The organism is Pseudocitrobacter faecalis, assembly GCF_965231525.1.
In the GTDB taxonomy this organism is placed as follows: Bacteria; Pseudomonadota; Gammaproteobacteria; order Enterobacterales; family Enterobacteriaceae; genus Pseudocitrobacter; species Pseudocitrobacter faecalis.
Genome location: NZ_CBDDNJ010000002.1, coordinates 2068598 through 2095291, shown reverse-complemented (window position 1 = coordinate 2095291; position 26694 = coordinate 2068598). Strand labels below are relative to the sequence as shown.

The 26694-nt window shown below is 53.8% G+C and carries 25 protein-coding genes and 1 pseudogene; 9 read left to right on the top strand and 17 right to left on the bottom strand.

From position 1 onward, the window contains the following. Nucleotides 1-89: 89 nt before the first annotated feature. Entirely contained in the window at nt 90-1577 is a 1488-nt protein-coding gene (locus tag ACOXYR_RS10670; protein WP_421356657.1) for an MFS transporter, read from the top strand. 45 nt (nt 1578-1622) lie between these two features. Here ACOXYR_RS10670 and ACOXYR_RS10665 read toward each other — a convergent pair whose 3' ends face one another. After that, complete coding sequence (locus ACOXYR_RS10665; protein WP_108474200.1) at nt 1623-2657, bottom strand: AI-2E family transporter; 1035 nt, start codon at nt 2655-2657, stop codon at nt 1623-1625. A gap of 210 nt (nt 2658-2867) precedes the next feature. Between ACOXYR_RS10665 and ACOXYR_RS10660 the strand changes: the two genes are divergently transcribed. From ACOXYR_RS10660 to mdtI, 3 genes are all read left to right on the top strand, one after another. Further along, nucleotides 2868-2966, top strand: coding sequence for a protein YdgV (locus tag ACOXYR_RS10660; protein ID WP_421356658.1), 99 nt, complete (start codon nt 2868-2870; stop codon nt 2964-2966). A 116-nt stretch (nt 2967-3082) separates the two neighbouring features. Then, complete coding sequence (mdtJ, locus tag ACOXYR_RS10655; RefSeq protein ID WP_108474201.1) at nt 3083-3445, top strand: multidrug/spermidine efflux SMR transporter subunit MdtJ; 363 nt, start codon at nt 3083-3085, stop codon at nt 3443-3445. After that, nucleotides 3432-3761, top strand: coding sequence for a multidrug/spermidine efflux SMR transporter subunit MdtI (gene mdtI, locus ACOXYR_RS10650; protein WP_421356659.1), 330 nt, complete (start codon nt 3432-3434; stop codon nt 3759-3761). Before mdtJ ends, mdtI begins: the two co-directional genes overlap by 14 nt. A gap of 35 nt (nt 3762-3796) precedes the next feature. Here the strand turns inward: mdtI and ACOXYR_RS10645 are convergent, their stop codons facing one another. The 6 genes from ACOXYR_RS10645 to ACOXYR_RS10625 all read right to left on the bottom strand — a co-directional run bounded on the left by ACOXYR_RS10645 (nt 3797) and on the right by ACOXYR_RS10625 (nt 9448). Further along, the gene (locus ACOXYR_RS10645; RefSeq protein ID WP_189623174.1) at nt 3797-4615 is read right to left on the bottom strand and encodes a trypsin-like serine peptidase; all 819 of its coding nucleotides are present in this window, start codon (nt 4613-4615) and stop codon (nt 3797-3799) included. 102 nt (nt 4616-4717) lie between these two features. Then, on the bottom strand, nt 4718-4801 hold the full coding sequence (gene ydgU, locus ACOXYR_RS24795) for a small membrane protein YdgU (protein ID WP_462933238.1): 84 nt from the start codon (nt 4799-4801) through the stop codon (nt 4718-4720). 72 nt (nt 4802-4873) lie between these two features. Beyond that, nucleotides 4874-5254 (bottom strand): acid resistance repetitive basic protein Asr, encoded by a 381-nt coding sequence (asr, locus tag ACOXYR_RS10640; RefSeq protein ID WP_108474204.1) that lies wholly within the window; start codon nt 5252-5254, stop codon nt 4874-4876. A gap of 153 nt (nt 5255-5407) precedes the next feature. Then, nucleotides 5408-6892 (bottom strand): carboxypeptidase M32, encoded by a 1485-nt coding sequence (locus tag ACOXYR_RS10635; protein WP_421356660.1) that lies wholly within the window; start codon nt 6890-6892, stop codon nt 5408-5410. A 433-nt stretch (nt 6893-7325) separates the two neighbouring features. Continuing rightward, nucleotides 7326-7928, bottom strand: coding sequence for a hypothetical protein (locus tag ACOXYR_RS10630; RefSeq protein WP_421356661.1), 603 nt, complete (start codon nt 7926-7928; stop codon nt 7326-7328). Between the two features lie 269 nt (nt 7929-8197). Continuing rightward, complete coding sequence (locus ACOXYR_RS10625) at nt 8198-9448, bottom strand: MFS transporter (RefSeq protein ID WP_350437132.1); 1251 nt, start codon at nt 9446-9448, stop codon at nt 8198-8200. A 116-nt stretch (nt 9449-9564) separates the two neighbouring features. Here ACOXYR_RS10625 and ACOXYR_RS10620 point away from each other — a divergent pair, with 116 nt between their 5' ends. The 3 genes from ACOXYR_RS10620 (at nt 9565) to bioD (ending at nt 12636) form a co-directional block, all read left to right on the top strand. Beyond that, a complete protein-coding gene (locus ACOXYR_RS10620) occupies nt 9565-10482 on the top strand; it encodes a LysR family transcriptional regulator (protein ID WP_108474208.1) in 918 nt (305 codons plus the stop codon). Between the two features lie 110 nt (nt 10483-10592). Beyond that, nucleotides 10593-11813, top strand: a complete 1221-nt coding sequence (mlc, locus tag ACOXYR_RS10615; RefSeq protein WP_108474209.1) for a sugar metabolism global transcriptional regulator Mlc — start codon at nt 10593-10595, stop codon at nt 11811-11813. Nucleotides 11814-11940: 127 nt separating this feature from the next. Then, nucleotides 11941-12636 carry a dethiobiotin synthase gene (bioD, locus tag ACOXYR_RS10610; protein ID WP_108474210.1) on the top strand — a complete coding sequence of 232 codons (696 nt, stop codon included), beginning with the start codon at nt 11941-11943 and terminating at the stop codon, nt 12634-12636. Here the strand turns inward: bioD and clcB are convergent. From clcB to ACOXYR_RS10560, 10 genes and pseudogenes are all read right to left on the bottom strand, one after another. Further along, on the bottom strand, nt 12589-13881 hold the full coding sequence (gene clcB, locus ACOXYR_RS10605; protein WP_421356662.1) for a voltage-gated ClC-type chloride channel ClcB: 1293 nt from the start codon (nt 13879-13881) through the stop codon (nt 12589-12591). The genes bioD and clcB overlap by 48 nt on opposite strands. A gap of 302 nt (nt 13882-14183) precedes the next feature. Then, nucleotides 14184-15332 carry an osmoprotectant ABC transporter ATP-binding protein OsmV gene (gene osmV, locus ACOXYR_RS10600; protein ID WP_108474212.1) on the bottom strand — a complete coding sequence of 383 codons (1149 nt, stop codon included), beginning with the start codon at nt 15330-15332 and terminating at the stop codon, nt 14184-14186. Then, nucleotides 15332-15979, bottom strand: a complete 648-nt coding sequence (gene osmW, locus ACOXYR_RS10595) for an osmoprotectant ABC transporter permease OsmW (RefSeq protein ID WP_421356168.1) — start codon at nt 15977-15979, stop codon at nt 15332-15334. Before osmW ends, osmV begins: the two co-directional genes overlap by 1 nt. 9 nt (nt 15980-15988) lie before the next feature. Then, a complete protein-coding gene (gene osmX, locus ACOXYR_RS10590; RefSeq protein WP_421356167.1) occupies nt 15989-16891 on the bottom strand; it encodes an osmoprotectant ABC transporter substrate-binding protein OsmX in 903 nt (300 codons plus the stop codon). A gap of 16 nt (nt 16892-16907) precedes the next feature. After that, nucleotides 16908-17618 (bottom strand): osmoprotectant ABC transporter permease OsmY, encoded by a 711-nt coding sequence (gene osmY / locus ACOXYR_RS10585; protein ID WP_421356166.1) that lies wholly within the window; start codon nt 17616-17618, stop codon nt 16908-16910. Nucleotides 17619-17883: 265 nt separating this feature from the next. Further along, on the bottom strand, nt 17884-18498 hold the full coding sequence (dmsD, locus tag ACOXYR_RS10580) for a Tat proofreading chaperone DmsD (protein WP_113856853.1): 615 nt from the start codon (nt 18496-18498) through the stop codon (nt 17884-17886). 50 nt (nt 18499-18548) lie between these two features. After that, nucleotides 18549-19406 (bottom strand): dimethyl sulfoxide reductase anchor subunit family protein, encoded by an 858-nt coding sequence (locus tag ACOXYR_RS10575; protein WP_113856854.1) that lies wholly within the window; start codon nt 19404-19406, stop codon nt 18549-18551. A gap of 1 nt (nt 19407) precedes the next feature. After that, a complete protein-coding gene (locus ACOXYR_RS10570) occupies nt 19408-20025 on the bottom strand; it encodes a DMSO/selenate family reductase complex B subunit (RefSeq protein WP_108474218.1) in 618 nt (205 codons plus the stop codon). Between the two features lie 10 nt (nt 20026-20035). Beyond that, nucleotides 20036-22465, bottom strand: coding sequence for a selenate/tellurate reductase subunit YnfF (gene ynfF / locus ACOXYR_RS10565; RefSeq protein ID WP_350437299.1), 2430 nt, complete (start codon nt 22463-22465; stop codon nt 20036-20038). Nucleotides 22466-22531: 66 nt separating this feature from the next. After that, a pseudogene (locus tag ACOXYR_RS10560) lies at nt 22532-23566 on the bottom strand (molybdopterin dinucleotide binding domain-containing protein); the annotation flags it as partial. A 327-nt stretch (nt 23567-23893) separates the two neighbouring features. Here ACOXYR_RS10560 and ACOXYR_RS10555 point away from each other — a divergent pair. Beyond that, nucleotides 23894-25225 (top strand): site-specific integrase, encoded by a 1332-nt coding sequence (locus ACOXYR_RS10555; RefSeq protein ID WP_008324001.1) that lies wholly within the window; start codon nt 23894-23896, stop codon nt 25223-25225. A 331-nt stretch (nt 25226-25556) separates the two neighbouring features. Then, complete coding sequence (locus ACOXYR_RS10550) at nt 25557-26057, top strand: hypothetical protein (RefSeq protein WP_008324002.1); 501 nt, start codon at nt 25557-25559, stop codon at nt 26055-26057. Nucleotides 26058-26694: the final 637 nt, after the last annotated feature.

Sequence of the window (26694 nt, the reverse complement as noted above, 5' to 3'; positions counted from 1 at the left end):
CGAGTGTAACAAAAAGCTGGACAGTTGTTCAACTTTCCGTAGGATCGCGTTCTGGACGGATGTCCAACTTTAATAAATGAGGGAGAGTTATGTTTCGTCAGTGGTTAGCGTTAGTGATTATCGTGCTGGTCTATATTCCGGTCGCCATCGATGCGACGGTGCTGCATGTGGCGGCGCCGACGTTGAGTATGACGCTTGGGGCAAGCGGCAACGAGTTACTGTGGATCATTGATATCTACTCGCTGGTGATGGCAGGAATGGTACTGCCGATGGGAGCGCTGGGCGACCGTATCGGTTTTAAACGCCTGCTGTTGCTCGGCAGCGGGTTATTTGGCCTGGCGTCGCTGGCAGCCGCGATTGCGCCAGACGCCGGCTGGCTGATTGCGGCGCGCGCTGTGCTGGCGATTGGCGCGGCAATGATTGTTCCGGCGACACTTGCCGGGATCCGCACACTGTTTATTGATGCGCGCCATCGTAACATTGCGCTTGGCGTCTGGGCCGCGGTCGGTTCAGGCGGGGCAGCCTTTGGCCCATTGATTGGCGGCATGTTGCTGGAGCATTTCTACTGGGGCTCGGTGTTCCTGATTAACGTTCCTATCGTGTTGCTGGTAATGGCGCTTTCCGCGCGCTTCGTGCCGCAGCAGCCAGGCCGACGCGATCAGCCGTTGAACCTGAGTCATGCCATCATGTTGATTGTGGCGATTCTGCTGTTGGTGTATAGCGCAAAAACCGCGATGAAAGGGCTGGTTGCACCGTGGGTTATCGGCGGGGCGTTCGCGACCGGTGCGCTGTTATTAACGATGTTTGTTCGTATCCAGCTTCGCGCCGCTAAACCGATGATCGATATGCGTCTGTTCAGCCACCGTATTATTCTCAGCGGTGTAGTCATGGCGATGACGGCAATGATTGCGTTGGTCGGTTTTGAGCTGCTGATGGCGCAGGAACTGCAGTTTGTACATGGTTTCACGCCGTTCGAGGCCGGGAAATTTATGCTGCCGCTGATGGTGGCCAGTGGTTTCAGCGGCCCGATTGCCGGTGTGCTGGTCGCGCGTCTGGGCCTGCGCACTGTGGCAACAAGCGGCATGGCGCTGAGTGCACTGAGCTTCCTTGGGCTGTCGATGCTGGATTTCAGCACCCAGAAGTGGCAGGCGTGGGGACTGATGGTCTTGCTTGGCTTTAGCGCCGCCAGCGCCTTGCTGGCGTCAACGGCGGCGATTATGGCCGCAGCGCCGAAGGAAAAAGCCGCGGCTGCCGGGGCGATTGAAACCATGGCGTATGAACTGGGCGCGGGGTTAGGCATTGCCGTCTTTGGCTTACTGCTGAGCCGCAGTTTCTCGGCGTCCATTGTTCTGCCGGAAGGGCTGACGGGTGAAGTCGCGGCACGCGCCTCGTCGTCGATTGGCGAAGCGGTTAAAGCGGCGCAAACCCTGACGCCATCGCTTGCCGAGGCCACGATTAATGCTGCACGTACCGCGTTTACCTTCTCGCACAGCGTGGCGTTAAGCAGTGCCGGGATGATGCTGTTACTTCTGGCGGTTGGGATGTGGTTTAGTCTGGCAAAAGCAGGTAAATCGTAAGAGAAGAGGCTGCCGACGAGATGTCGGCAGCTTTACGTGACGCTGTCACTTATCGCTGAGATCGCTCAACAGCACGGCAATACTCCTGCCGCCGATGGTTTGCTCAAGGGCAATCTTGACCACAATGGTGAGGGGTACCGAAAGCAGCATTCCCACCGGGCCAAGCAACCATCCCCAGAAGATCAACGACAAAAAGACCACCAGCGTTGACAGCCCCAGCCCGCGTCCCATAATGCGCGGTTCGAGAATGTTACCGAAGAGCAGGTTAATCAGCAGGTATCCTGCCAGCACAATCAGCGCCTGATAAAACCCGCCAAAAACCAGCACCTGTAAAATCGGGGGGATGGCCGCCAGCACAGAACCGATATTAGGAATGTAGTTCAGTGCGAAGGCGAGCAGTCCCCAGACAAACGCGAAACGCACGCCCAGCGCTTCCAGCATGCCCCAAGCGACCAGGCCGGTTACCAGACTTATGGCTGTTTTCAGCACCAGATAATGTGACACGCTGTCGATCGCGCGCTGAATCGCCGCCATTCCTTCCGTCGGTTTGACCATCAATTGCTGGAGTTTGGCCGGAAGCTGCGGGACTTCCAGCAGCATAAACACCACGGTTAACAGCAGAAGAAAAATCGATGACATCGCGTTAGAGAGCTGTGTCAACAGGCTGGTGACAAAGGTCATCGCGGCGTTTGGGTCAATATATTTAATTAACTCATCTGCTGAGACCGTCACGCCAAAGCGCTCGAGCCAGGGCTGGATATTCTGCAGCGGCACCTGTAAAGAGGAGCGGTACTGCGGCAACGTGCGCGCCAGCTCGTTAAGCGAGGTGCCGAGTGACGCCAGCAGCAGGACGGCAACCATAATAATCAGGCAGATCAGTAAAGAGATAGCCAGCACGCGGGGAATGCGCCAGCGGGTCATCAGTTGTACCACCGGGTTAAGCACCACGGCGATAAATAGCGCCAGTACAAAGGGAACAATGATATCCGCCGCGAAGCGAATACCCGTCAAAATGATGACCAGCATGCCCAGCATGATGACAATTTTTAATCCATTAAGCGTAATGATGGGCTTGGCCATAAGGGTTCCTGAAAAAGTGTACAACAAGCCTGAATATCATAATTGCGAACAGTCTAAGAAGAAACTCACTTAGATCTAATATTTATGGTAAAGATCTGAAAATATTTTGAGTTAATCAGGCGGTTGTGCTAAAAATTAGCTGTGTTTAACTACCGAGGACAATTTTTTTCCGCAACGAAGAGAAGCAATACCGCGGATAATTGTATTTTTATGGACAATCAGTTCAAAACTTTCATTTCTACTCACACTACAGTTTTACCTACCTCTGCCTTGCTCTCCGCCGAGCAACACTGGCGCAACGCGCTTTAGTCTACGTCTTCTGCCTGAACTGACGCTCGCCGTCAGGACTCATTACAACCTGGATTTTACGGTTTGCACTTCGTTGTGAGCCGCAACGGAATATATTCTCAAGCAGGAGAAATAACATGTTTTACTGGATTCTTTTATCCCTTGCGATCGTCGCTGAAATTATCGGCACGCTGTCTATGAAATGGGCTGCTGTTGGTCACGGTTCTGCTGGCTTTATTTTGATGCTGGTAATGATTGCCATCTCTTATATTTTCCTGGCCTTCGCGGTTAAAAAAATCGCGCTGGGTGTCGCCTATGCCTTGTGGGAAGGTATCGGTATTTTGCTTATCACACTGTTCAGCGTCATGTTGTTTGATGAAGCACTGTCGGCGATGAAGATCGCCGGTCTGGCGACGCTGGTGGCGGGGATTGTGTTGATTAAATCCGGTACTCGCAAAGTGAAATCTCAGCCGGTGGAGGCTCACCATGCAACAGTTTGAGTGGATTCACGCCGCCTGGCTGGGGCTGGCAATCGTGCTGGAAATTATCGCTAATATCTTTTTGAAGTTCTCGGATGGTTTTCGCCGCAAATTCTATGGCGTGCTGTCCATCTCCGCAGTGCTGGCCGCGTTTAGCGCCTTGTCGCAGGCGGTAAAAGGAATCGATCTCTCCGTGGCCTATGCGTTATGGGGCGCCTTCGGGATTATGGCTACGCTGGCGGCGGGCTGGATCCTGTTTGGTCAACGCCTGAATAACAAAGGCTGGATGGGACTCGGCCTGCTGATAGTCGGCATGGTGCTGATTAAAATGGCCTGATACACCACGCTGCCCGCATTTGCGGGCAGCGTCATTTAATCTTTCGCCAACGCTTCCAGCTTATCGCGAAAACCGGTCACCGAAATGGCCCGGTTATCCGCGCGCCAGCGGTCTTTCGGCCCCGGAGCGGAACTCTGTACCGCAATCAATTGCCAGCCATTCTCGGTCTTTAACATTAATGGCGAACCGCTATCGCCCGGTAGCGTATCGCACTGGTGCGACAGCACCGACGTTTGCGCCCAACCGGTGACCACGCAGTCCTGATGGCTGTAAAGCGAATCAAGGTGATCTTCCGGATAACCCGATTGTGTCACTTTACGATCCGCTGCCTTTAATGCGGCGGTGAGGGCGGCTTTGTCCCCCTCAAACAGCGGCAACGGCGTAATTCCCCCCGGCGGATAACGCAAAATAATTAAGCCAAAATCCCACGGCGCGGCGGCAGACGGAACAATCCAGCCGTCGCCATCGGGTTTCAGACGTTTGCCAAGGGAGGGATCGACACGACCTTCAATACCGTGAATTTCATAGCGCCAGACGCCTTTCTGCGACACAAAACGGAGCGCGACCGCTTTATCCGGCTTACCGTTCGGTGGCGTCAGCAAACAATGTCCGGCGGTTAACGCCAGATGGGGGGAAATGAGGGTAGCGGTGCACAGGTTACCACTAACGGTTTCCAGTTGACCGATAGCGTCCCAGGGGGAATCGGTTGCATCGGCCACAAGGGTGCGATCGTCCTGACCGAAAAACAGCGTTTTGACATCTTTCGCGCTCATGCCGCTATCGCCGTCATCCGCATGTACAGCCATCGACAGCGCGCTCAACGATCCCAGTAAAACGAAAACAGCTCTACGCATATCACTCTCTGGTGGGGTAATTATGATTATAAAAAGTTAAACCCAATGTGAATACTATAGACGGGACAAATGAAAAGGGGGAGTAAAATCAGCGAACTACGCTCAGTAAAGGAAAAACCGCGTTGCGATCAGTGCGCAGACGATGAGTAAAGCCAGGATGAGCTCGAAACGATAGCGCCGCAACATCATTGCTCTCCAGGAAAAAATCGGCGCTGAAACAGCGCCGATTTGTCATCGGAACGATACGAACGGTGACGATTATGCAGCAGGCTGAGCGGCTGGTTTAGCGGCTTCGTGTTTTACGGCTTTTTTATGATGTTTTTTTGCGGCCTGTGCTTTCTGCTCAGCAGCAGCCGGTTTTGCGGCCTCATGTTTTTTGTGTTTTTTGGCGGCCTGGGCTTTCTGTTCTACCGGTTTGGTCGCTTCGGTTTTAGCGGCTTTTTTGTGGTGTTTTTTCGCAGCCTGCGCTTTTTGTTCAGCAGCGGCTTTCTGATGTTTTTTGTGATGCATAGTTTTGGCCGGTGCCGCTTTAGCGGTTGCGCTGGCAGCCGGTGCGGGAGCCGCGGTAGTTTCAGCGGCGAATGCAGCAGATGACAGACCCATAGCAGCGGCAACAACCAGAGCTAATACTTTTTTCATTCTCATACCCTCGAATTGGTTTTTTCATTCAACCCCACTGCGGGGCCGTTGAAAGAACTATATCCCTGAGTTATCAGGCTTTCCGTGAGTGATTGGTATCGGCGTGTAACGGAATGTACAACGCCGGAGGAGAGCCCTCCGGCGAGAGGAGGATTACAGATAGCGGGCGGTTAAATGTTCGCGGAAATAGCGGCTGTTCAGGTCTTCGCCGGTCGCTTGCTGAATAAGCTGCGAGGTACCAAAGCGGCTACCGTGCTGCCAGATATTCTGGCGCAGCCACTCGAACAATGTGCTGAAATCACCGCTGGCAATGCGTGATTCGAGATCCGGCATTGCATTACGCGCGGCGTGCATTAACTGTGCGGCGTACATCGCGCCCAGCGTGTAGGACGGGAAATAACCAAAGCCGCCGTCGGTCCAGTGAATATCCTGCATACAGCCATCGCGGTAGTTACCTTCCGTCGAGAGGCCCAGCCAGTGACGCATTTTTTCATCCCACAGGGCGGGAATGTCGTCCACTTCAATCTCGCCATCAATCAACGCGCGTTCAATTTCATAACGCAGGATCACATGCGCCGGGTAGCTCACTTCGTCGGCATCAATACGGATAAAGCCCGGTTTCACGCGCTGGTTCCAGGCAACAAAGTTTGACGCCTCAAAAGCAGGCTGCGTACCAAACTGTTCAACCACCGCCGGAAGCAGATGCTGAAGGAAGGCGTCGCTACGTGCCAGTTGCATCTCAAAAAAGAGACTTTGCGACTCGTGAATAGCGGTGGAACGCGCATGAGACACCGGCTGACCCAGCCAGTTACGCGGCAGATTTTGCTCATAACGTGCATGCCCGGTTTCGTGGATCACGCCGAACAGGGCGCTTAACAGGTCATGCTCATTATAGCGTGTGGTAATGCGAACATCTTCCGGTACGCCGCCGCAGAAAGGATGCGCGCTGACGTCCAGACGACCGGCGTTAAAATCAAAGCCGAGGCGCTTCATCGCTTCCAGTCCTAACTGGCGCTGATTTTCAATCGGGAACGGGCCTTGAGGGGCGATGAGCGTTTTACTGGCCTGTTTTTCTACCGCACTGGTTAACAGTCCTGGCAGCCAGGATTTGAGATCGCCAAATAGCACGTCCAGGCGAGCGCTGGTCATGTCAGGCTCAAAAATGTCCAGCAGGGCATCATAAGGCGAGCAGCCTTTGGCCTGCGCACGGATACGCGCTTCTTCCCGGCTGAGTTTAACCACGTCTTTTAAATTCTCAGCGAAGCCCTGCCAGTCATTATTCGGACGTTGCGTGCGCCAGGCGTGTTCACAGCGGCTACCCGCCAGCGACTTGGCCTCGACCAGGCTCTCCGGCAGCAGGGCGGCCTGCTGATAATGACGCGCCATTTCGCGCAGGTTTGCCTGTTCGAGGTCGTTAAGATCTTCCTGTTCCGCGTTGCGCAGCCATTCGCCGACCTGCTTATCGGTCAGAATCTGGTGCTGTAATACGCCCAGCTCAGCCAGCGCTTCGCTGCGCGCGTTGCTGCCGCCTGGTGGCATCATGGTAAACATGTCCCAGCCAGCGATGGCGGAGAGGTGTGAAAAACGGGAGAGACGCTGGAAGGTGCGGGTGAGGTGTTGGTAGTTTTTGTTTTCCATTCTTCATTCTCTACGGATTACATTCGTGGAAGAAAATCATACCGTGGTTCGCACCATTAAAACACAAGGTTATGAATTGATGAAAATGGCGTGTTATGGGAAATCTCATCTAACTGTACAGAGATTTCCCAAAGCCCCCTTATACGAAGACGCTGTAATTAACACCAGGGTTATTTCACAATAGCCAAAATAAGGATTCGTTTTAACTAAATATTAGAAAGAACAATAATGGTGGTTAAGAAATTTAGACAATCTCGGAATCAAATAAAATATAAAAAGATGTGGGTTAGATTTTAATTACCACACCAGCCTCCTTTATGGTGAGAACCTGTCCCGCCATAGGGATGTTCCCCCTTAGGGCAGGCCATAACGGAGAAAGTAATACATAAAAGCAAACCTGAAATAAAAAGTTTCATCATTGTACCTTACGTTTTTAGTGATTAGCGTGATAAATAGCAGCCCCTGCGCCAACAAGGGTAAGCATACCAACTAATGCTTTTCCTGCGGCTACATGCTGATTGTGTGTAATTTCCTGATTATGCAGATCAACTGCATTGGGATTCAGCGTCAGGGCTTTTTCAAAGTGCGAATAACATTTATCATCCACAGTGCCGACGAGATTAGCGGCCTTGACTTTGTCGTCGCTGTTATTGACCAGAACAGTAAGCGCGCACGCATGAGTCTCTATGTTTGCAGATGTAGCGCCCGCAGTATGACTAGCGCCCACACCAAAAGTTTGCACGCCACATCCGAGACAATCTGTCCCTGAGGTAGCAGAGCCGGTAGCCAGTGTATGCGTATCGAAATTACCCGATGACGTTGAGCCGTTATCAGAATTCCACTGATATGCGGTTGTGTCCTTATCGACGGAAATAGCTGAGTCCGGTATACCCCAGTCAGCAATAACAGTGGCTTTGCTTGCGCCTTCTTTTGTGTACTTAACTACGGCACCATTATATTGACTTGGTACTGTATGCGCACATCCTGAAAGGAGGAAGGCAATTAACAACTCTGGTAAAACACAATATTTTTTCATATGCACTCCGTTTTAACGGCTGCATTCTCTTTATCTGATTAATCTAAATCTAAGGTTTATGTGCTGTGAGGTTTTTTTATGCAATGAGTGAGGTGAGCAGGAGGCGTAGTGTGATTAAACGATGACCGCAACTTATAAATATCGTTAAATTCTTATGCGATATATTGTTATAAATAACGATGAATAATGAAAATATTTCGCCTTTCGTCATAGTGAATACTCATTTTTTATTAATAGGGTCAAATGGCCTATCCCTGGCCATTTAACCATCAATGTAACCGCTTATGCAGCAACGTTCCGACCAGCAACGCGGCGATCAGCAGCAGGGCGATAAACGCGCCGACGCCGTTCCAGCCGTAACGGTGCCAGAAAACGCCGCCGAGCGTTCCGGCGATGCTGGAACCCAGGTAATAACTGAAAAGATAAAGTGATGAGGCCTGACCTCTGGCGCGTCGTGCGCGAGGGCCGATCCAACTGCTGGCGACGGAGTGCGCGGCAAAGAAGCCTGCGGAAAACAGCAACATGCCGGGGAAGATAACCCACAGCGGTGAGAAGAGCGTTAGCAGCAAGCCGAGCAGCATCACGCCGGTGAAGAAGATCATCACCGGGCCACGACCGTAACGGGCGGTCATCATACCGGCTTTCGGTGAGCTCCATGTCCCCGTGAGATAGGCGACTGAGAGCAGGCCCACCACCGCCTGATTCAGCGACCAGGGGGAGAGCATCAGGCGATAGCCAATATAGTTAAACAATGTGACAAACGCCCCCATCAGCAGGAAGCCTTCGATAAAAAGGAGCGGTAAACCCCGGTCGTGCCAGTGCAAACGGAAATTGAGCAGCAGCGTTTTAGGGCGTAAGGAGGAGGGGCGGAAGTGGCGGGATTCCGGGAGAATTTTCCAGAACATCACCGCTGAGGCCAGGGCAAAAGCGCTGATCACCGCCAGGGCAATACGCCAGCCGAAGAAATCAGTGAAAACCCCGGTGAGCAGACGTCCACTCATCCCGCCAATCGAGTTACCGCTAATGTAGAGCCCCATCGAGAAGGCGACAAAACTGGGGTGGATCTCTTCGCTGAGATAGGTCATACCGACCGCCGCCACCCCGCTGAGCGATAAACCAATCAGCGCGCGCATGATCAGAATGCCGTGCCAACTGGTCATCATGGTGGAGAGCAGAGAGCAGCACGATGCCAGTAGCAGCGCCGTGACCATCACCTGTTTGCGGCCAATGGCATCGGAAAGCGGCCCGGTAAAGAGCAGCCCTATCGCCAGCATCGCCGTGGAAATCGACAAAGAAATACTGCTTCCCGCAGGCGAGATACCAAACTCATGGGAAAGCACGGGCAGAATCGGCTGAACGCAGTAGAGCAGAGCAAACGTCGCCAGTCCGGCAGAGAAGAGGGCGAGAGTAACCCGTATAAACTGAGGTGTGCCGCGAGTAATAAATTGGTTCGGCCTTGATGGAGCATTATCGCGGACATCGATAGCCGGTTCGTTGTCTGCGGTGGTTGTACGACTCACGGGAAGATCCTTGCGTAAAAACAAAAGGTAATAGAGACACAGGTCACATAATTAGAGTAGGAAATCGCGAATATTCTGTCTAATATATTAATAATCTCAATTGATATGTAACAAATATGAATATCGAGCTGCGCCATCTGCGCTACTTTATTGCGGTAGCGGAAGAGCTCCATTTTGGTCGTGCTGCTGCCCGGCTGAACATCTCGCAACCTCCACTAAGTCAGCAAATTCAGATGCTTGAACAGCAAATTGGCGCCCGTCTGTTTGCCCGCACCAACCGCAGCGTTAACCTCACGGCGGCGGGAAAGCAGTTCCTTGCTGATAGCCGTCAAATTATGCTGTTGGTTGAAGAGGCTGCCGCCCGCGCGGGGCGTTTGCATCATGGTGAAACGGGCGAGTTGAATATTGGCTTTACCTCGTCGGCTCCTTTCATTAAGGCGGTGTCTGATACGCTCTCGACCTTTCGACGTCGCTATCCCGATGTTCATATTCAGACCCGTGAGACCAATACTCGCGAGCAGATTTTGCCGCTTACCGAAGGTTCGCTGGATCTGGGTTTGATGCGTAACACGCAGCTTCCTGACACGCTGGAGTGGGAGGTTATTCTGCATGAGCCACTGCTGGCGATGATTCATCATGAGCATCCGCTAGCGAATCAACGCGCGGTGAGTCTGACTGAGCTGGCCAATGAGCCTTTTGTTTTCTTCGACCCGCACGTGGGAACAGGTCTGTATGACGATATTCTGGGCCTGCTGCGCCGTTATGGCGTGACGCCGCGAATGACGCAGGAAGTGGGCGAGGCGATGACCATTATTGGTCTGGTGGCGTCCGGGCTTGGGGTGTCGATTCTCCCGGCGTCGTTTCGTCGTGTCCAGCTTATGGAGATGCGCTGGGTGCCCATTATTGAAGAGGATGCCGTTTCGGAAATGTGGCTGGTGTGGTCTAAACATCATGAACTTAGTCAGGCTGCCCTGCGTTTTAAGCAACAGCTGCTGGCTGCGGCAAAGATAAGCATTTCTGACGAAAATGCATAAAAAAATGTGCGGCAAATCACAAGGCTAAGGAAAACGTTGGCGTACCCCATTGAAGTCCTTCACCATAGCCCTGAGATTATTTCGAAGCGCGAAAATAAAGGGAGTCTACGGTGGTAGCGGACAGTCAGCCAGGCCATATCGATCAAATAAAGCAGACCAATGCGGGCGCGGTGTATCGCCTGATTGATCAGCTTGGCCCGGTGTCGCGTATCGACCTCTCCCGGCTGGCGCAACTGGCGCCGGCCAGTATTACCAAAATTGTGCGTGAAATGCTCGAAGCGCACCTGGTGCAGGAAACTGAAATACAGGAACCTGGCAGCCGTGGGCGTCCAGCCGTCGGTTTGATGGTGGAAACGGAAGCCTGGCACTATCTGGCGCTGCGTATCAGCCGGGGAGAGATTCATCTCGCTCTGCGCGATCTTAGCAGCAAGCTGGTGGTGGAAGAACGTCTCGAACTGGCGCTCCAGGCCCCACAGCCGCTTTTGAAGCGGATTATCACGCAAATCGATCAGTTCTTTATTCGCCATCAGGGGAAGCTGGAGCGGTTAACGTCCATCGCCATTACGCTGCCTGGTATCATTGATACGGAAAGCGGGATCATTCACCGGATGCCGTTTTACGAGGATGTGAAAGATATGCCGCTTGGTGAAACGCTGGCGGCGCATACAGGCGTACCTGTTTATATTCAACATGATATCAGCGCGTGGACCATGGCCGAGGCGCTGTTTGGCGCGTCACGCGGGGCGCGGGACGTCATTCAGGTGGTGATTGATCATAACGTCGGCGCAGGGGTGATCACCGATGGGCGGCTGCTTCATGCGGGCAGCAGTAGCCTGGTGGAGATTGGCCATACGCAGGTCGACCCGTATGGTAAGCGCTGTTACTGCGGTAACCACGGTTGTCTGGAGACGATCGCGAGCGTAGAGAGCGTGCTGGAACTGGCGCAGGTGCGTATGCACCAGTCAATGAGTTCGATGCTGCATCAGCAGCCGCTGACGGTAGAGTCGCTGTGCCTCGCCGCAGTCAAGGGCGATTTGCTGGCGAAAGATATCATTACCAGCGTCGGCACCAACGTTGGGCGCATCCTGGCGATCATGGTGAATTTATTCAATCCACAAAAAATACTTATCGGTTCGCCGTTTAATCAGGCTGCCGATATCCTTTTCCCGGCGATCAGCGACTGTATTCGCCAGCAGTCGCTTCCGGCTTACAGCAAACATATTTCCGTTGAGCAGACTCAGTTTTCGAACCGTGGCACGATGGCCGGGGCGGCGTTGGTCAAAGATGCGCTCTATAACGGATCGCTGCTGATTCGACTGTTACAGGGTTAACAATTTTTCACTGTCGTGCAAAAAATTGCGCTATCTCAAGCCGGGTTTCTGGTTCATCACGTAGACTTTCACCACTTTAAATTATTTCTGGTCTGTATATTTCACCGGCATAACTGTGGAGTTAGTAATGCTTAACCGTTTCTTTATTACTGGTACTGATACTTCTGTCGGCAAGACGGTGGTTTCCCGTGCGCTACTGCAGGCGCTGGCAGCCAGCGGGAAACGAGTAGCCGGGTACAAACCTGTGGCAAAAGGCAGCAAAGAGACCCCGGAAGGGCTACGCAACAAAGATGCGCTGGTGCTGCAAAGCGTGTCATCGCTGGAACTGCCGTACGATGCGGTGAATCCTATCGCTCTGAGCGAAGAAGAGAGCAGCGTCGCGCACAGTTGTCCGATCAACTACACTTTGCTGTCAAACGGGCTCGCCAGCCTGAGCGAGAAAGTGGACAACGTTGTGGTTGAAGGGACAGGCGGCTGGCGTAGTCTGATGAATGACCTGCGGCCGCTGTCTGAATGGGTGGTTCAGGAGCAACTGCCGGTTGTGATGGTGGTGGGGATTCAGGAAGGGTGCATCAATCATGCGCTGCTGACGGCGCAGGCCATCGCTAACGACGGCCTGCCGCTGATTGGCTGGGTGGCCAACCGTATCAATCCGGGCCTTGCACATTATGCGGAAATCATTGATGTGCTCAGTAAAAAACTGCCCGCGCCGCTGATTGGTGAACTGCCCTATCTGCCGCGCGCCGAACAGCGTGAACTGAGCCAGTACATCAATTTATCCATGCTGAGCAACGTGCTCACGGTAGATAGAATCCTGGCGTAAGGTTCGCGACAGCACCGACGCCAGTACGCAGGCAATCAATAAACCGGGCAGTACGCGATATTGCCCGGTCATTTCACAAATCATCAATGTCGACATAATCGGTGCATGCGTGGTTGCCGCCAGCAGCGCCGCCATGCCGCTCATCCCCAGTAAGACGGCCATAGACGGCTGATCCGGTAGCCAAATCCCGCACAGCTGCGCAAACAACATGCCCACCGCCATCCCCAGAAACAGCGTTGGCGTAAAGACGCCGCCCGGCGCGCCGGAGCCGCTACTGGCGAGGATCGCCAAAAGTTTACAGAGGAATATCCCTGAAATCGTGGCGAGCAACGGTGGAGAAAGCAATGAAGCGTGTACCACGCTGTAGCCATTTCCCCAGACCGCAGGCGTCAGCAGCGACAGCAGGCCAACTATCAACCCGCCGAGCGCGAGTTGCCAGGGTGGAGAGAGTTTGAGCCGCAAAAAGAGATTGTGCGTGGCGTTCATTAACCCCATCAGTAGCGGGCCAAAAATACCCGCCAGCAGGCCGGTGGCGATAATCAATGCATACGCCGTTACATTGAGCGTTAGCGGCAGATTGACCGCGTAGAGTGGTTCGCTGCCGCCACCGATCAGGTGTGTGGTTAACAATGCGACAACGGCTGACACCACCACCGGGCCAAGCGAGGCAAGGATCAGCGTGCCAAAGAGAATTTCGGCGATAAACAGACTGCCTGCCAGCGGTGCATGATAGGCACTCGCCATCCCGGCGGCGGCTCCGCAGGCAATCCATAATTTCCATTCCTCACGTGCGGTAAAGCGCTGAGCAAACCACGAGGCTGCCAGTGCCGCGAGAAGGATCATTGCGCCTTCACGGCCAATAGCACTACCGCTGACCACCACCAGTAACGATGCCAGTGATTTAACCAGACTGGCACCATAATCAAATTGCCCGTCGGTGCGCAGCGCTTCCATGTAGTCCGTGGGGGCGTGAGGGCGTTGTTGATTCAATCGCTGCCAGCCCCATAAGAGCATTCCCGCCGCAAAACCCCCAAGAGCGGGCGTCAGCACGCGTCGCCAGGCGGAAAGCCCCGTCGCAGCGTTAACGAGACTGCCGGTGTCATTGCTGAGGAATAGCCACTCAAGAAACAGCATGGCATGACGAAACCCAGTCACCGCCAACGCGGCGAGAATACCGGTGATGGCGGCAAACAGCAGGCGACGCAGCATAGTGCGCAGATCGGGATAGGCGTGAAGACGTTGCATGAGTGGTTTCGCACAAAGAAGTTCAGGCGGCTATTTTGCGGGGAAAGCAGTGGAGATGCAAAAGCTGTGGGTGCGGATCCCCTCACCCTAACCCTCTCCCACAGGGAGAGGGAACCGAAAGTGCCAGTAGTTAAGTACGCGCGGTTTTCTCCCTCTGCCACAGGAAGAGGGAACCGAAAGTGCCAGTAGTTAAGTACGCGCGGTTTTCTCCCTCTCCCACAGGGAGAGGGGGCCGAAAGTGCCAGTGGTTAAGTACGCGCGGTTTTCTCCCTCTCCCTGTGGGAGAGGGTCGGGGTGAGGGATTAGTTCTCGCTATAAATATTCAGCGCCCGACGCGTACGCCCGGAGCTGAGATAATCGGCAATATAATCTTGTGAAATCTCGCCGTTATAGCGCCCGTCTTCATCGACAATCGGCATCCAGCTGGTGTTGCTCTCATAGAGTTTCGATAGCACCACGCGCAGGTTGTCTTCCGCCTTGCCGGTGACGCGGAACGGGTGAATGAGGTCGGAACATACGCCGCTCGCCTGACGGGCTTCGCGACGCTTAACAAAACCGAGCGGTTTACCTTCTTCATCCACCACGGTCAACGCGCGTATATCATTGTCATCCATAATGCCGAATGCTTCAGCAAGCGGCGTGGTGCTGCGGGCGGTGATCGTCGGTTGCTGATCGGTAACGTCGCCCGCCGAGACTAACAGCAGGCGTTTCAGCGTACGGTCCTGGCCAACAAACGAGCCGACAAATTCGTTGGCCGGTTTTGCCAGCAGTTCATCCGGGCTGGCGCACTGAACAATACGCCCCTGACGGAATACGGCAATACGATCGCCCAGTTTCAGCGCCTCATCAATATCGTGGCTCACCAGCATGACGGTTTTTTTCAGGGCACGCTGCATCTCCAGGAATTGGTTTTGAATCACTTCACGGTTAATCGGGTCAACTGCGCCGAAAGGTTCATCCATCAGCAGTACCGGGGGATCCGCCGCCAGTGCGCGGATCACACCAATACGCTGCTGCTGGCCGCCGGACATCTCTTTAGGGTAGCGATGAAGGAATTTTTTCGCATCCAGCGCCACCATTTCCATCAGTTCCTGCGCACGGGTTTTGCAGCGCGCTTTATCCCAGCCCAGCATGCGCGGCACCACGGTAATGTTCTCTTCAATAGTCATGTTGGGGAACAGGCCGATTTGCTGGATAACATAGCCAATATTGCGACGCAGCGTCACCGTGTCCATCTCATCGGTATTTTGCCCGTTGATGAGGATGGTTCCGCTGCTCGGTTTAATCAGGCGGTTGATCATTTTAAGTGTGGTGGTTTTACCGCAGCCGGAGGGCCCCAGCAGTACGCACATTTCGCCTTCTGGCACATTCAGGTTCACGTTATCGACGGCCTTCAAGGGTTGGCCGTTTTTCTGTGAAAATTGTTTAGTCAGGTTTTCCAGTTTTATCATTATCGTATCCCCTTCGGTGTCAGAGCGATTTGCAGGCGATGTAGCAGCCAGTCGAGCACAATCGCCAGTAAACTAATCATCAGCGCGCCAGCAATCAACATGCGGATATCACTTCCGCCGATGCCGTTTAGTAACAGTAATCCCAGTCCGCCCGCACCAATCACGGCGGCGATCGCCATCACGCCGATGTTCATTACTACGGCGGTGCGAATACCGCCAAAAATGACCGGTAATGCCATCGGAATTTCTACCCAGCGCAGACGCTGCCAGAACGTCATGCCGATGCCACGTCCTGCTTCCCGCAGGCCAGGCGGCAGAGCGTCCAGCGCCGTATGTGTGTTGCGCACAATCGGCAGCAGTGAATAGAGGAAAACCGCGGTGACGGCCGGCAGTACGCCAATTCCGTGACCGATCAGCGAAAACAGTGGGATCATCAGGCCAAACAGGGCGATAGACGGAATAGTTAACAGCAGCGTCGCAACGCTCAGTACCGGCGTTGCCAGCCATTTATGACGCACGATGAGAATGCCAAGCGGTACGCCAATAATTATCGCAAGACCCACCGCCAGCGCCACCAGCCACAGGTGCTGCAGGGTAAGCGTGGCAAGGTAGCCTGCGTTGTCCATCATGTAATGTAACGTGTCCATAAGCGCTCCTTACAGCATGCCTTTATCTTGCAGGAATTGACGGGCCACCTGCTGCGGGGTTTTATGGTCGATATCCACCTGTGCATTAAGCGTGGCGATCACATCGTTATTCAGCAGGGCGGAGAGAGTATCCAGCGCTTCTTCAAGCCCCGGATTGGCCTCCAGCACATCTTTACGCACCACCGGCGTCACGGCGTAGCTTGGGAAGAAACCTTTATCATCTTCCAGCACTTTCAGGTCAAAACCTTTCACGCGACCATCAGTGGTGTAGACAAGCCCGGCATCAACAAAGCCATCGCGCACCGCGTTGTAGACCAGGCCCGGGTCCATCTGGCGGATCTGCGGGCGGTCGAGCGGCATGTTGTAGGCTTCCTGCAACGGTTTCATGCCGTCGCTGCGACCGGCGAATTCAAGGTCCAGCCCCAGACGCCAGTTTTTATCCGGGTCGGTCTGGCGAATATGTTCAATCTTCTCCACCATTTGCGACATGGTGATAATGCCTTCGGCCTCCGCACGTTTACGCTGCATGGCAAAGGCATAGGTGTTGTTCATGTCCGCGGGTTTTAGCCACACCAGGCCGAGTTTGGCGTCCAGCCGTTTTACCGTGTCGTAGGACTCCTGTGGGCTCATCCGTTTGTTGATGTGGTTAAAGATAATCAGTGAGGTGCCGGTGTACTCCCACGTCATATCGATTTGTTTATTGATCATCGCGTTACGCGAGATGACGGTCGCAATATTAGTCTGTGGCTGAACCTGAAATCCTTTCTTTTGCAAATACTGCACGGTCATTGCTGACAAAATATGCTGTTCGGTAAAACTCTTGGTGGCCAGGGTAATCGGCGCGGCCTGCGCGATTCCGGCAAACAGTAACGTTGCGCTAAACCATCCCAGCAGCTGTTTTTTAAATGTCATGTCACGCTCCTTATGTTCAGGCTGTGTGGGGGCTGAGTACGCGGCCAAGCCAGGCGAGCAGAGAATCGAGGATCAGGGCAAACAGGGCGGTAGCCGTGGCGCCTAAAATGAGGGTTGGGAAATCGTTGAGATAAATCCCCGGGAAGATCAGTTCGCCATAACTGCTCGCGCCAATCAGGAAGGCAAGCGGGGCAGTACCGACGTTGATTGCGGTTGCGATACGGATCCCGGACAGCATCACCGGCCAGGAATTGGGGAGTTCGACCTGCCAGAGCCGTTGCCATTTCGTCATGCCGATTCCGTTGGCCGCTTCAATCAGCGAAGGCGGAACTGACTTCAGGCCGGAATAGGTGTTACGCACAATTGGCAGCAGTGAAGCGAGGAAAAGCGCCACGATAGCGGGAATATCACCGATCCCGATGACCACCATCGCCAGCGCCAGTACCGCCAGCGGCGGCAGCGTGTTACCGACGTTGAAAATCTGCATCACATATTCGGCGATACCTTTTGCCGCCGGGCGGCTCAACAGGATACCGCTGGGAATGCCGACCAGCAGGGCAAAAAACATGGAGATAAAGACGAGTTTAAGGTGTTGTTGACCCAGGTAGATCAGGTCAACCTGACGGGCTTTTATTGTGTCCAGTCCGATGCCCCAAGCGAGGAGCGCCAATACCAGAATAATCGCGCCAGTAAAGCCCAGAAAGCGCATAAGGGGGGAAGCTTGCATTGCTGTGTTTCTCCCTGTTATAGGTTTTATTAACGCGTCATGTTTCACAGTGACGCATTTGACCTATAGCAACGGATGAGCAGGCATTCCAGAAACAGGGCGATTTATTTTTCCAGGCTTTTCAGCGAAATCAGTAAGTTGGCTATATGGGATAACGGTTTGCGGGGGATTTGTAGAATAGTCTTAAAAATAAAAAATAAAAGTGACGTTGTCACGAATGGCCTTGGGCCGGATAACGGTTACGCCTTATCCGGCCCCCATGTTATTACCGGTATAAGGTTTTCACGGCGACAGGAATCAGTAACTGAGACTGCCATTGCGCCAGCGTCTGCTGCGCCAATTCACCTAATCCCTGGTAGAACGGATGATTAGCGTTGGCGACGAATTCTTGCAGAAAACGCGTAGACCAGGGGAAGAGATGCCAGGCCAGCAGTTGCTCACACAGGACGTGTTGGTCATTTTCCGCCAGCCAGGCGGCCAGCAGCAGCAAAGAGCCAAAATGATCTTCCGGCTCGTTTTGCTGCATATCAAACTGAATTCCGTTCTCGCGCATCCACTGGCGCAGTGCCAGGGTCGAATCACCGAACAGCACCGATTCGCGATCCAGCCAGACGGAACCCCACGGCGGAGAAGGCAAAGCATACGGCCCGACAAACAAACGCTGCCAGGCTTCAGATAACGTTTCTTCGGCTTCAGCATTGAACTTAATAGTTAATGGCTGTAAAGCCTCTTGTGGCAAGGGCCACTGAGTCAGCCATTCCGAGCCTTTCAGCGCCTCAACCAGCGGCGCGGCTTCCGGGCTTTCCGGCGGAAGATAAAACAGCGCGCCGAGTACGCGGGCGGTCATGGGAAATGCGTCGTGTTGAGTAAAATCAGTCATTCAAACCATCCTAAAAAGTGCGGGTTGCCCCGCACCAGTTGTGTCATCCGTTAACCTGCAACGGCCATACCCACGGTCATGTGCAGACCGTAGAAGAGACCACGGCCAATCAGTTCACCCGCCAGTACCATAATCAGCCCCAACAACAGGCCAGCTACTGCCGGTTCTTTACGACGCACCAGCGGGCAGATCCAGCAGCCGAGACCCGCGGCAACCAGCACGATACGCCAGACCTGCAGGCTGCCGTAGTCCGGAACCAGCGCGCTGGCCTGTTGTACGGAGCTGTGAATGCCACCGAGCGAAATGCCCTGCAAAACAATCACCGCAATACTTACCAGCAGCGCGAGAACGCTGATTGCCGCAAAGGTTGCACCGTTGAACATAACGCGTGCGGCACGCAGTAGCAGGGCGGCAAACAGCGGGCCGCTGACGAAGGCCGTCAGGAAGAAGGCCAGTGTCGTATAGCCATTATACCAGGTTGGCACCGTGTCGATTTGATAAACACGGGTCATTGCCCAGATAAATACCAGCCCCAGCACCATGCTTACCAGCAGCCAGAGTTTGCCCAGCGCTTCCGGCATTTTCCCCAGCACGGCAACCAGCCACCAGAAACCGCCGACGGCGAAGAAAATCGATCCGGCGGCAATCTCATTACTCAGCGCGGACGCGCCCACACGATTGAGGGAATTAAACGCCCGCAGAGGTGAACCGAGGTGCATAATCGACGCCAGAAAACCGATGCCCATCACGACCCATAAAAAGAACATACTGCGCACCAGACGTTGACGTGCGGCAGCATCATCTTTCATGGCAAACCAGCCGAGTCCGCTGACGATCAGCGCCCCAGCCACGCACTGGCCCAGTACGGTGAAGAGTACCAGCGGCCATTCATGCCATCCATTTCCCATTTCAGACCTCCTTTGGGTTTGCCAGATAACCGGTGGTATCGCCGGTCGGCCGCGCGTTAGCGTTAGGTTTAATTACAATGTTTGGTTTAGTGAAGTGCGCGGACGGCAGCGGTGCGACGGACGCCAGGTTACCGTGTTTTTTACGCAGCTCATCGATAGGGCCAAAGTCCAGCGCGCGTAGCGGGCAGGACTCGACGCAGATCGGTTTTTTACCGTCGGCGACGCGGTCATGACAGCCGTCGCATTTGGTCATATGGCCTTTCGCGGCGTTGTACTGCGGCGCGCCATACGGGCAGGCCATGTGGCAATAACGACAGCCGATGCAGACATCTTCATCCACCACCACGAAACCATCTTCGCGCTTATGCATCGCGCCGCTCGGGCACACTTTGGTACAGGCCGGATCGTCACAATGGTTGCAGGAGATGGAGAGGTAATAGGCGAATACATCCTGATGCCAGACACCGTTATCTTCCTGCCAGTTGCCGCCCGCGTATTCATAAATGCGGCGGAAGCTGACATCGGGGCCCAAATCTTTGTAATCCTTACACGCCAGCTCGCAGGTTTTGCAGCCTGTGCAGCGGGCGGAATCAATATAAAAGCCGTACTGGGTTGTCATCGGTTACTCCTTATACCTTTTCAACCTGAACCAGATTGCTGTGAGACGGGTTCCCTTTCGCCAGCGGCGATGGACGGTGAGAGGTGAGAATGTTGATACTGCCGCCGTGATCAAGACGATCGCCGAACATATCGGCCTTCAGCCACGCGCCTTGCCCAATGGCGGTGACGCCTGGCAGGATGCGCGGCGTGACTTTCGCCGGGATCAGCATTTGACCGTGCTGGCTGGAGACGCGAACGGTATCGCCATTGGCAATGCCACGCGGTTTTGCATCGACCGGGTTGATCCAGATCTCCTGCGGGCAGGCCTGTTGCAGGACATCGATATTGCCGTAGCTGGAGTGGGTTCGCGCTTTATAGTGGAAGCCGGTTAATTGCAGCGGATAGGTTTTGCGCGCCGGATCGCTCACGCCATCGAAACCTGGCGCATAGGCCGGAAGGGGGTGAACGATCTCATCCTCTTTCAGCTCCCAGGTTTTGGCGATTTCAGCCAGTCGTTCGGAATAAATCTCAATTTTCCCCGAGGGTGTTTTAAGCGGATTCGCTGCCGGGTTTTCACGGAAATCGCGGAAGGCAACGTAATGTTCTTCCGGGCATTTTTTCTTGAAGATGCCGAGCGTTTTCATCTCTTCATAAGACGGCATTTCCGGGTTACGCTCTTTGGTTTTGGCATGAAGATACTGGATCCATTCATGCTGAGTGCGGCCTTCGGTGAAGGTTTGATAGACATCCGGGCCCAGGCGTTTGGCGATTTCAGACAAGATTTCATAAATCGGACGGCGTTCGAACTTCCGGCTGGTGGCCGGTTGACCGAGGATGACGTACCCCATGTTCCCGGCGGATTCATGAGAAATCAGATCTTCCTGTTCGGTCGGCATGAGATCCGGCAGCAGAATGTCGCAATATTTTGCCGATGCCGTCATGAAATGCTCAATGCCGACAATCATTTCGCATTTGCTATCATCCTGCAAAATCTCATGGGTGCGGCTGATATTCCCGTTCTGGTTGATAAGCGTGTTGCTGGCATAGCACCACATGAACTTAATCGGCACGTCGAGTTTATCTTTGCCGCGCACGCCGTCGTGGATGGCGGTCATTTTCTCGCCGTGATCGATGGCGTCCGGCCAGGTGAAGACAGAAATTTGCGTTTTCACCGGGTTATCGAGCATAGAGAACCACTCTACGCCGAGATCCCAGGTGCCTTCGCGCACGCCGGAGTTACCGCCGTTGATACCAACGTTACCGGTCAGCACCGATAACATGGCGATGGCACGCGAGTTTTGTTCGCCGTTGGAGTGACGCTGCGGCCCCCAGCCCTGGCAAATATAGGCCGGTTTTGCGCTTCCGATCTCACGGGCCAGCTTAATGATTTTATCCGCCGGGATGCTGGTGATTTGCGCCGCCCATTCAGGCGTTTTCGCGATGCCATCCGGGCCATCACCGAGAATATAGGCTTTGTAGTGCGCGTTTCGCGGAGCGCTGGCAGGCAGCGTTTTTTCATCGTAGCCGACGCAGTATTTATCGAGGAACGGTTGATCGACCAGGTTTTCAGTGATTAATACCCAGGCGATCGCTGCGGCCAGTGCGCCGTCGGTGCCAGGTCGAATCGGCAGCCACTCATCTTCGCGTCCGGCCGCAGTGTCGTTATAACGCGGGTCGATAACAATCATGCGGGCATTCGAACGTTCGCGCGCCTGTTCCACATAATAGGTGACGCCGCCGCCGCTCATGCGCGTTTCTGCCGGGTTGTTGCCGAACATCACCACCAGTTTGGTGTTGGCGATATCGTCCGGGCTGTTGCCGTCATTACTGCCGAACATGTAGCTCATGGCGGCGCTGATTTGTGCGGTACTGTAACTGCCGTAACGGCTCAGGTAACCACCGCACGAATTCATCAGGCGATAAGGAACGTTAGAGTTGGTGATATTCCCGCCATCAACACCAGTTCCATAAAGCACATGTACCGCTTCGTTACCGTAATCTTTCAGAATACGTTTCAGGTTGTCGCCGATAGTATCCAGCGCTTCGTCCCACGAAATGCGTTCGAATTTGCCTTCGCCACGCTTACCGACGCGTTTCATCGGATATTTCAGACGATCCGGGTGGTTCATACGGCGGCGAATCGAGCGTCCGCGCAGACAGGCGCGAACCTGATGATTGCCGTAAATATCTTCGCCGGTGGTATCTGATTCAACCCAGTAAACAGTGTCGTCCTTGACGTGAAGCCGTAACAGGCAGCGACTACCGCAGTTAACGGTGCACGAACTCCAGACCGCTTTTTCCTCCACGGGTGCCAGTTTATCTGCCGCCTGAGCGATGCGGGTAAACGGCAGCGTGAAGGCGCTGCTGGCGGCGGCCAGGCCACCTATCGCGGAGGTTTTCACCAGATTTCGGCGGCTAATCTTCGCCGTCATAAGCGCCTCAGGCGCGATGATTTTCATAGTGACTCACTTTTTTGCTTTCCATAATTAAAACGCCCGGGCAGAGCTGCACCCGGGCAAAACGTGTTAAACCTTTTCGATTTGCACCAGATTGGTGTGCTGCGGATTGCCCTTAGCTAACGGGGAGGGGCGCTGCGTAGTGAGGGTATTGACGCAGCCACCGTGGTCGATTTTATCGCCGGCCATATTGGCGTCGTGCCACGCGCCCTGGCCCATGGCGCTGACGCCGGGGAGGATTCGCGGTGTCACTTTTGCCGGCAAGCGGACTTCGCCGCGATCGTTGAAGACGCGCACTATATCGCCGTTCGCAATGCCGCGCGGCTGCGCGTCGACCGGGTTTATCCACACTTCCTGGCGGCAGGCGGCCTGTAATACGTCCACGTTACCGTAGCTGGAGTGGGTGCGCGCTTTATAGTGGAAACCGAATAGCTGCAGCGGGAACTGGCTGCGTTTCGGGTCATCCCAGCCCTCGAAGGTGGAGGCATAAACGGGAAGTGGGCTTATCACATCGCCTTCTGGCAATTCCCAGCTTTCAGCGATTTTCGCCAGACGGCTGGAGTAAATCTCAATTTTTCCGGACGGCGTTTTCAGCGGGTTAGCGTGCGGATCGTCGCGGAAGGCTTTATAGGCGACAAAATGGCCATTTGGATCTTTGCGCTTATAAATGCCCATCTTTTTCAGCGCATTATAAGAGGGTAGCGCGGAGTCTTTGGCTTCCATTTTGGCGTAAAGATAGCGGAGCCACTCTTCCTGGGTACGGCCTTCGGTAAAGCGCTGGTGGATATCCGGGCCGAGTCGTTTTGCCACCTCGCTCATGATCCAGTAGATCGGTTTACGCTCGAATTTCGGTGTAGTCGCGGGCTGAATGAAAATCAGATAACCCATATTCCCGGCGTAATCGTTGGGAATGATATCTTCCTGTTCGACGGTCATCAGGTCGGGCAGTAGAATATCGGCGTACTTCGCCGACGAAGTCATGAAGTTCTCGATCACCACGATCATTTCGCACTTTGACTCATCCTGTAAAATGTCATGAGTGCGGTTGATATCGGAGTGCTGATTCGTGATGGTGTTACCGGCATAGTTCCAGATGGACTCCACTGTCAGACGGATGGATGGACTTGAAGTAGTTGACTCAACGCTACTTAAGGTCCTGATATGACTGACATTAACCATGGTAATACTGTATATGCATCCAGTTCTTTCTCTGGGTCTCCCTATCTGTATCAGCAAGTCTACACCTCAAGTCCTGACACAAGGCTGACACAAATCAAGGACCTTGCAGTCCCGCACTTGCTCGCAAGGCTCGCTACGCCACAGATAGTCCGTAGAGCTAACGGTCGATATACTATCCGCTTCAGACTCAAGGGACAGACCACACCGTTTCTTTCAGTATCGACCCGCAGCACAGACAGGAGAGTAGCCACAATGCGTCAGAGAGAGCTTGCAGCCACCGCTAAGGCCTTCATGTTGGATAGGCCTGAAGTCTCACTACAGGAGCTTACAGAGCATCTCCGGTCTATGGCTGAGCAGTTCCTGACAGACGCTAGTGACGATTACTGGAATGGAATTGAGGTCGCTACTCTGGTCGACGAGAAGTCCAACCTGAAGGAGCTAGCCGCTACGCAAGCATTGAGTCTGGACCAGCAGAAGGGCATAAGGTTAGCGCTTGAAGTCCTGACCGCAGCACAGCAGAGGGTAGACACTGGTGATACCTCTGGTCTGATTAAGCTGATTGATGATAATAACCTTACTGATGACTCAACTATAGGCGACTCTACGTCAATTCTGAGGATCGAGCAGGGGGTCAGCCCACAAGTATTCACGAGAGAGCGCCAACCATCTGTAGTTTTTTCAAGCCTAGTGTCCTCGCTGCTGGCTGAGAAGGTCCAGACCCTGAAGACATCCAGCTACAAGGACCTGTCGTCCTCACTCAATACTGTCTCCCGGTTCCTGCCTGAAGACATGGACCTGATGTCCCGCTCTGGGTGGCTGGCTGTCAGGGACTCTATGCTGGCTGCTGAGGTGAGACCGTCGACGATTAACAAGCTGCTGACCAAGGCGAAGATGTGTCTTGATTATGGTCTTATGAATGGGCATCTGGAGGGCCGTAACCCTATCGAACGGATGAAGCTGACCAAGGATGTTGACTCCAAGCGCAGAGCGTTCACTGACGAGGAGTTGGAGAGACTTCTGGTCCGTGTTGAGTCTGAGTATCAGTTCACACGACATACGGCTCACACGACTTCAGAGGCCCGTAGATGGGCGTCTCTGGTGTCTGTGGTCACTGGCGCTCGGTCTGCTGAGGTCTGCCACCTGACTAAACGTGACATCGTAACCTTGGACAATGGACTGGTCTGTATCGACATCAATGAAGATGGGGACGGCAAGTCAGTGAAGAACAAGCATTCAGTCCGACTTGTGCCGTTGACCGATGGTGTGCATGGATTCGACTTAGCGTCCTTCCTCTCATGGGTAGACACGCAGCCTGACGAGGGTCCTCTCTTCGGGATGACTCCGAGCGCCTACTCAAACTGGTTTAACTCAAGGGTCCTGACTGAAGCTCTGGGAGACGCTACGGATGTCTCTCTCCACAGTCTGAGGCACTGGCTAGCGACCAGAATGAAAGAGCGTGGAGTCAATCTGGTGGATGCTCAAGGCATCTTAGGTCACAGCTCGCAGTCCATCACATACGATTTGTATGGTCGGGGACACGCAGTGAAGAGACTGGCTGATGCGCTTAAAGTGGCGCTTCTTTAAGTAGGAAGACACAAGGTGGAGACCATGATTGTTCCTGATGGTTGAACCTTGTGTTACTGAAGTCAGGACTGAAGTTATGGAGGGTGATAATAATCATAATCCCTCCTGACTATAGGCCCACTGGTCCGCCTTCGGCTGTCCCACTTTAAGTCTGTCTATGTGTCTTTATTTAAACTGGTTCCCTAACTCAGGTCCTCCAAATTTTCATTGCCTTTCAGCGACTTAAATATCCCCTCACCTTAGGGTGTTTAGGGTTCAGACCCTTAACTATCACCTTAGGAGAGACGGCCCGTCCTCCACCCCAATCAAAACCTTAAGAGGAGGACCATACATGGCCATTACAATTCAGTGCTACACCGAGTCTGACAATGCGGCCTTCTTCGGTGACGATTCCGACCACCAGCAACAGCTACCAGCACCGACATATGACGAACCCAAGGCCCGCACAGGTAAGCCTCCTGTGGTCATCGACAATCGGGCTGTCCGTGCGTGGCTGATTGAGACTGGATGTCTCTCTTATTCTCAGCTTGTTGAGGCGTACCCATGGGCTGACGATGTGTTCACAGGACTCTCGCGGGCTACCAGTGGCGCTGTTGGTGCTGGACTCCCGGTATCTAAGGCGTACCTGTTCTCTGCCTTATATAGCACCAACGACATCTTCTCCCGCAACACTGCCAAGTCATACACCGCCATCACGGGTCGTTCACCGTCTCCTCGCTACCTGCGCCACGTTAATAGCGTGCTTCAGGCTACGGCTGTGAGTCTGGCTAAGGTTCTGAAGGACCGAGAGGATTACACGTGGCTGGACTACAACGATCAGTGCCTGTCCTGAGAGCCGCGCCAGCTCTGGGCTGGAATACACCCTCACTATAGGGACACCCCCCTAAACTATCACTATAGGGAGACCAACCTTGCCTCTGAGTCTGATGCGTCAGAACATGCGAGCATCTGGTCAACCGACATTAAGTATCTCTCCTAAGTAGTCAAGGTCTGTGACCGCCTCTGTCAGACCTCCTGTATGACCTCCAGCTCGTTAGCGTTCTTCAGTCATCTCATTGGCTTAAGTTTATCACCGCTCACCATCTGGAGTCCTTACAGCTCGTCTTGACATGCGGTCGCACCTTTATATGGCTGGAAGAGACCTCCTCTGTCAGACGCTATCTAACCAACCCAGAAAACGGGTTTGTTAAAAAGAGTAACATGGGTCTCCACCTTCATGAGGACCACTCCGGTAAAATTGCGGAGTGAACGGGTGGCTCTATCACAGGTCGCGAAAATGGAAACCTGCTTAACGTCCCCAAAACTGAGCAGTGCTCAAAGCTGAGGAATAGGCAGAAAATCCGCCTTATCCGAACGGAAAACTTTTCCGACCGAACCAATCACCGCAATGGTCATCGCAGACCACATCACAATTACCTCAAGTCATTCTGTTTGCGTCCTGTTGCCTGCTGGTCTCCCTTTACGTGGGG

Excerpts from the sequence above, each read along its gene's own strand:
- ACOXYR_RS10670 (WP_421356657.1), top strand. The coding sequence starts at position 90 with ATGTTTCGTCAGTGGTTAGCGTTAGTGATTATCGTGCTGGTCTATATT.
- ACOXYR_RS10665 (WP_108474200.1), bottom strand. The coding sequence starts at position 2,657 with ATGGCCAAGCCCATCATTACGCTTAATGGATTAAAAATTGTCATCATG.
- ACOXYR_RS10660 (WP_421356658.1), top strand. The coding sequence starts at position 2,868 with ATGGACAATCAGTTCAAAACTTTCATTTCTACTCACACTACAGTTTTA.
- mdtJ (WP_108474201.1), top strand. The coding sequence starts at position 3,083 with ATGTTTTACTGGATTCTTTTATCCCTTGCGATCGTCGCTGAAATTATC.
- mdtI (WP_421356659.1), top strand. The coding sequence starts at position 3,432 with ATGCAACAGTTTGAGTGGATTCACGCCGCCTGGCTGGGGCTGGCAATC.
- ACOXYR_RS10645 (WP_189623174.1), bottom strand. The coding sequence starts at position 4,615 with ATGCGTAGAGCTGTTTTCGTTTTACTGGGATCGTTGAGCGCGCTGTCG.
- ydgU (WP_462933238.1), bottom strand. The coding sequence starts at position 4,801 with ATGTTGCGGCGCTATCGTTTCGAGCTCATCCTGGCTTTACTCATCGTC.
- asr (WP_108474204.1), bottom strand. The coding sequence starts at position 5,254 with ATGAAAAAAGTATTAGCTCTGGTTGTTGCCGCTGCTATGGGTCTGTCA.
- ACOXYR_RS10635 (WP_421356660.1), bottom strand. The coding sequence starts at position 6,892 with ATGGAAAACAAAAACTACCAACACCTCACCCGCACCTTCCAGCGTCTC.
- ACOXYR_RS10630 (WP_421356661.1), bottom strand. The coding sequence starts at position 7,928 with ATGAAAAAATATTGTGTTTTACCAGAGTTGTTAATTGCCTTCCTCCTT.
- ACOXYR_RS10620 (WP_108474208.1), top strand. The coding sequence starts at position 9,565 with ATGAATATCGAGCTGCGCCATCTGCGCTACTTTATTGCGGTAGCGGAA.
- bioD (WP_108474210.1), top strand. The coding sequence starts at position 11,941 with ATGCTTAACCGTTTCTTTATTACTGGTACTGATACTTCTGTCGGCAAG.
- clcB (WP_421356662.1), bottom strand. The coding sequence starts at position 13,881 with ATGCAACGTCTTCACGCCTATCCCGATCTGCGCACTATGCTGCGTCGC.
- osmV (WP_108474212.1), bottom strand. The coding sequence starts at position 15,332 with ATGATAAAACTGGAAAACCTGACTAAACAATTTTCACAGAAAAACGGC.
- osmW (WP_421356168.1), bottom strand. The coding sequence starts at position 15,979 with ATGGACACGTTACATTACATGATGGACAACGCAGGCTACCTTGCCACG.
- osmX (WP_421356167.1), bottom strand. The coding sequence starts at position 16,891 with ATGACATTTAAAAAACAGCTGCTGGGATGGTTTAGCGCAACGTTACTG.
- osmY (WP_421356166.1), bottom strand. The coding sequence starts at position 17,618 with ATGCAAGCTTCCCCCCTTATGCGCTTTCTGGGCTTTACTGGCGCGATT.
- dmsD (WP_113856853.1), bottom strand. The coding sequence starts at position 18,498 with ATGACTGATTTTACTCAACACGACGCATTTCCCATGACCGCCCGCGTA.
- ACOXYR_RS10575 (WP_113856854.1), bottom strand. The coding sequence starts at position 19,406 with ATGGGAAATGGATGGCATGAATGGCCGCTGGTACTCTTCACCGTACTG.
- ACOXYR_RS10570 (WP_108474218.1), bottom strand. The coding sequence starts at position 20,025 with ATGACAACCCAGTACGGCTTTTATATTGATTCCGCCCGCTGCACAGGC.
- ynfF (WP_350437299.1), bottom strand. The coding sequence starts at position 22,465 with ATGAAAATCATCGCGCCTGAGGCGCTTATGACGGCGAAGATTAGCCGC.
- ACOXYR_RS10555 (WP_008324001.1), top strand. The coding sequence starts at position 23,894 with ATGCGTCAGAGAGAGCTTGCAGCCACCGCTAAGGCCTTCATGTTGGAT.
- ACOXYR_RS10550 (WP_008324002.1), top strand. The coding sequence starts at position 25,557 with ATGGCCATTACAATTCAGTGCTACACCGAGTCTGACAATGCGGCCTTC.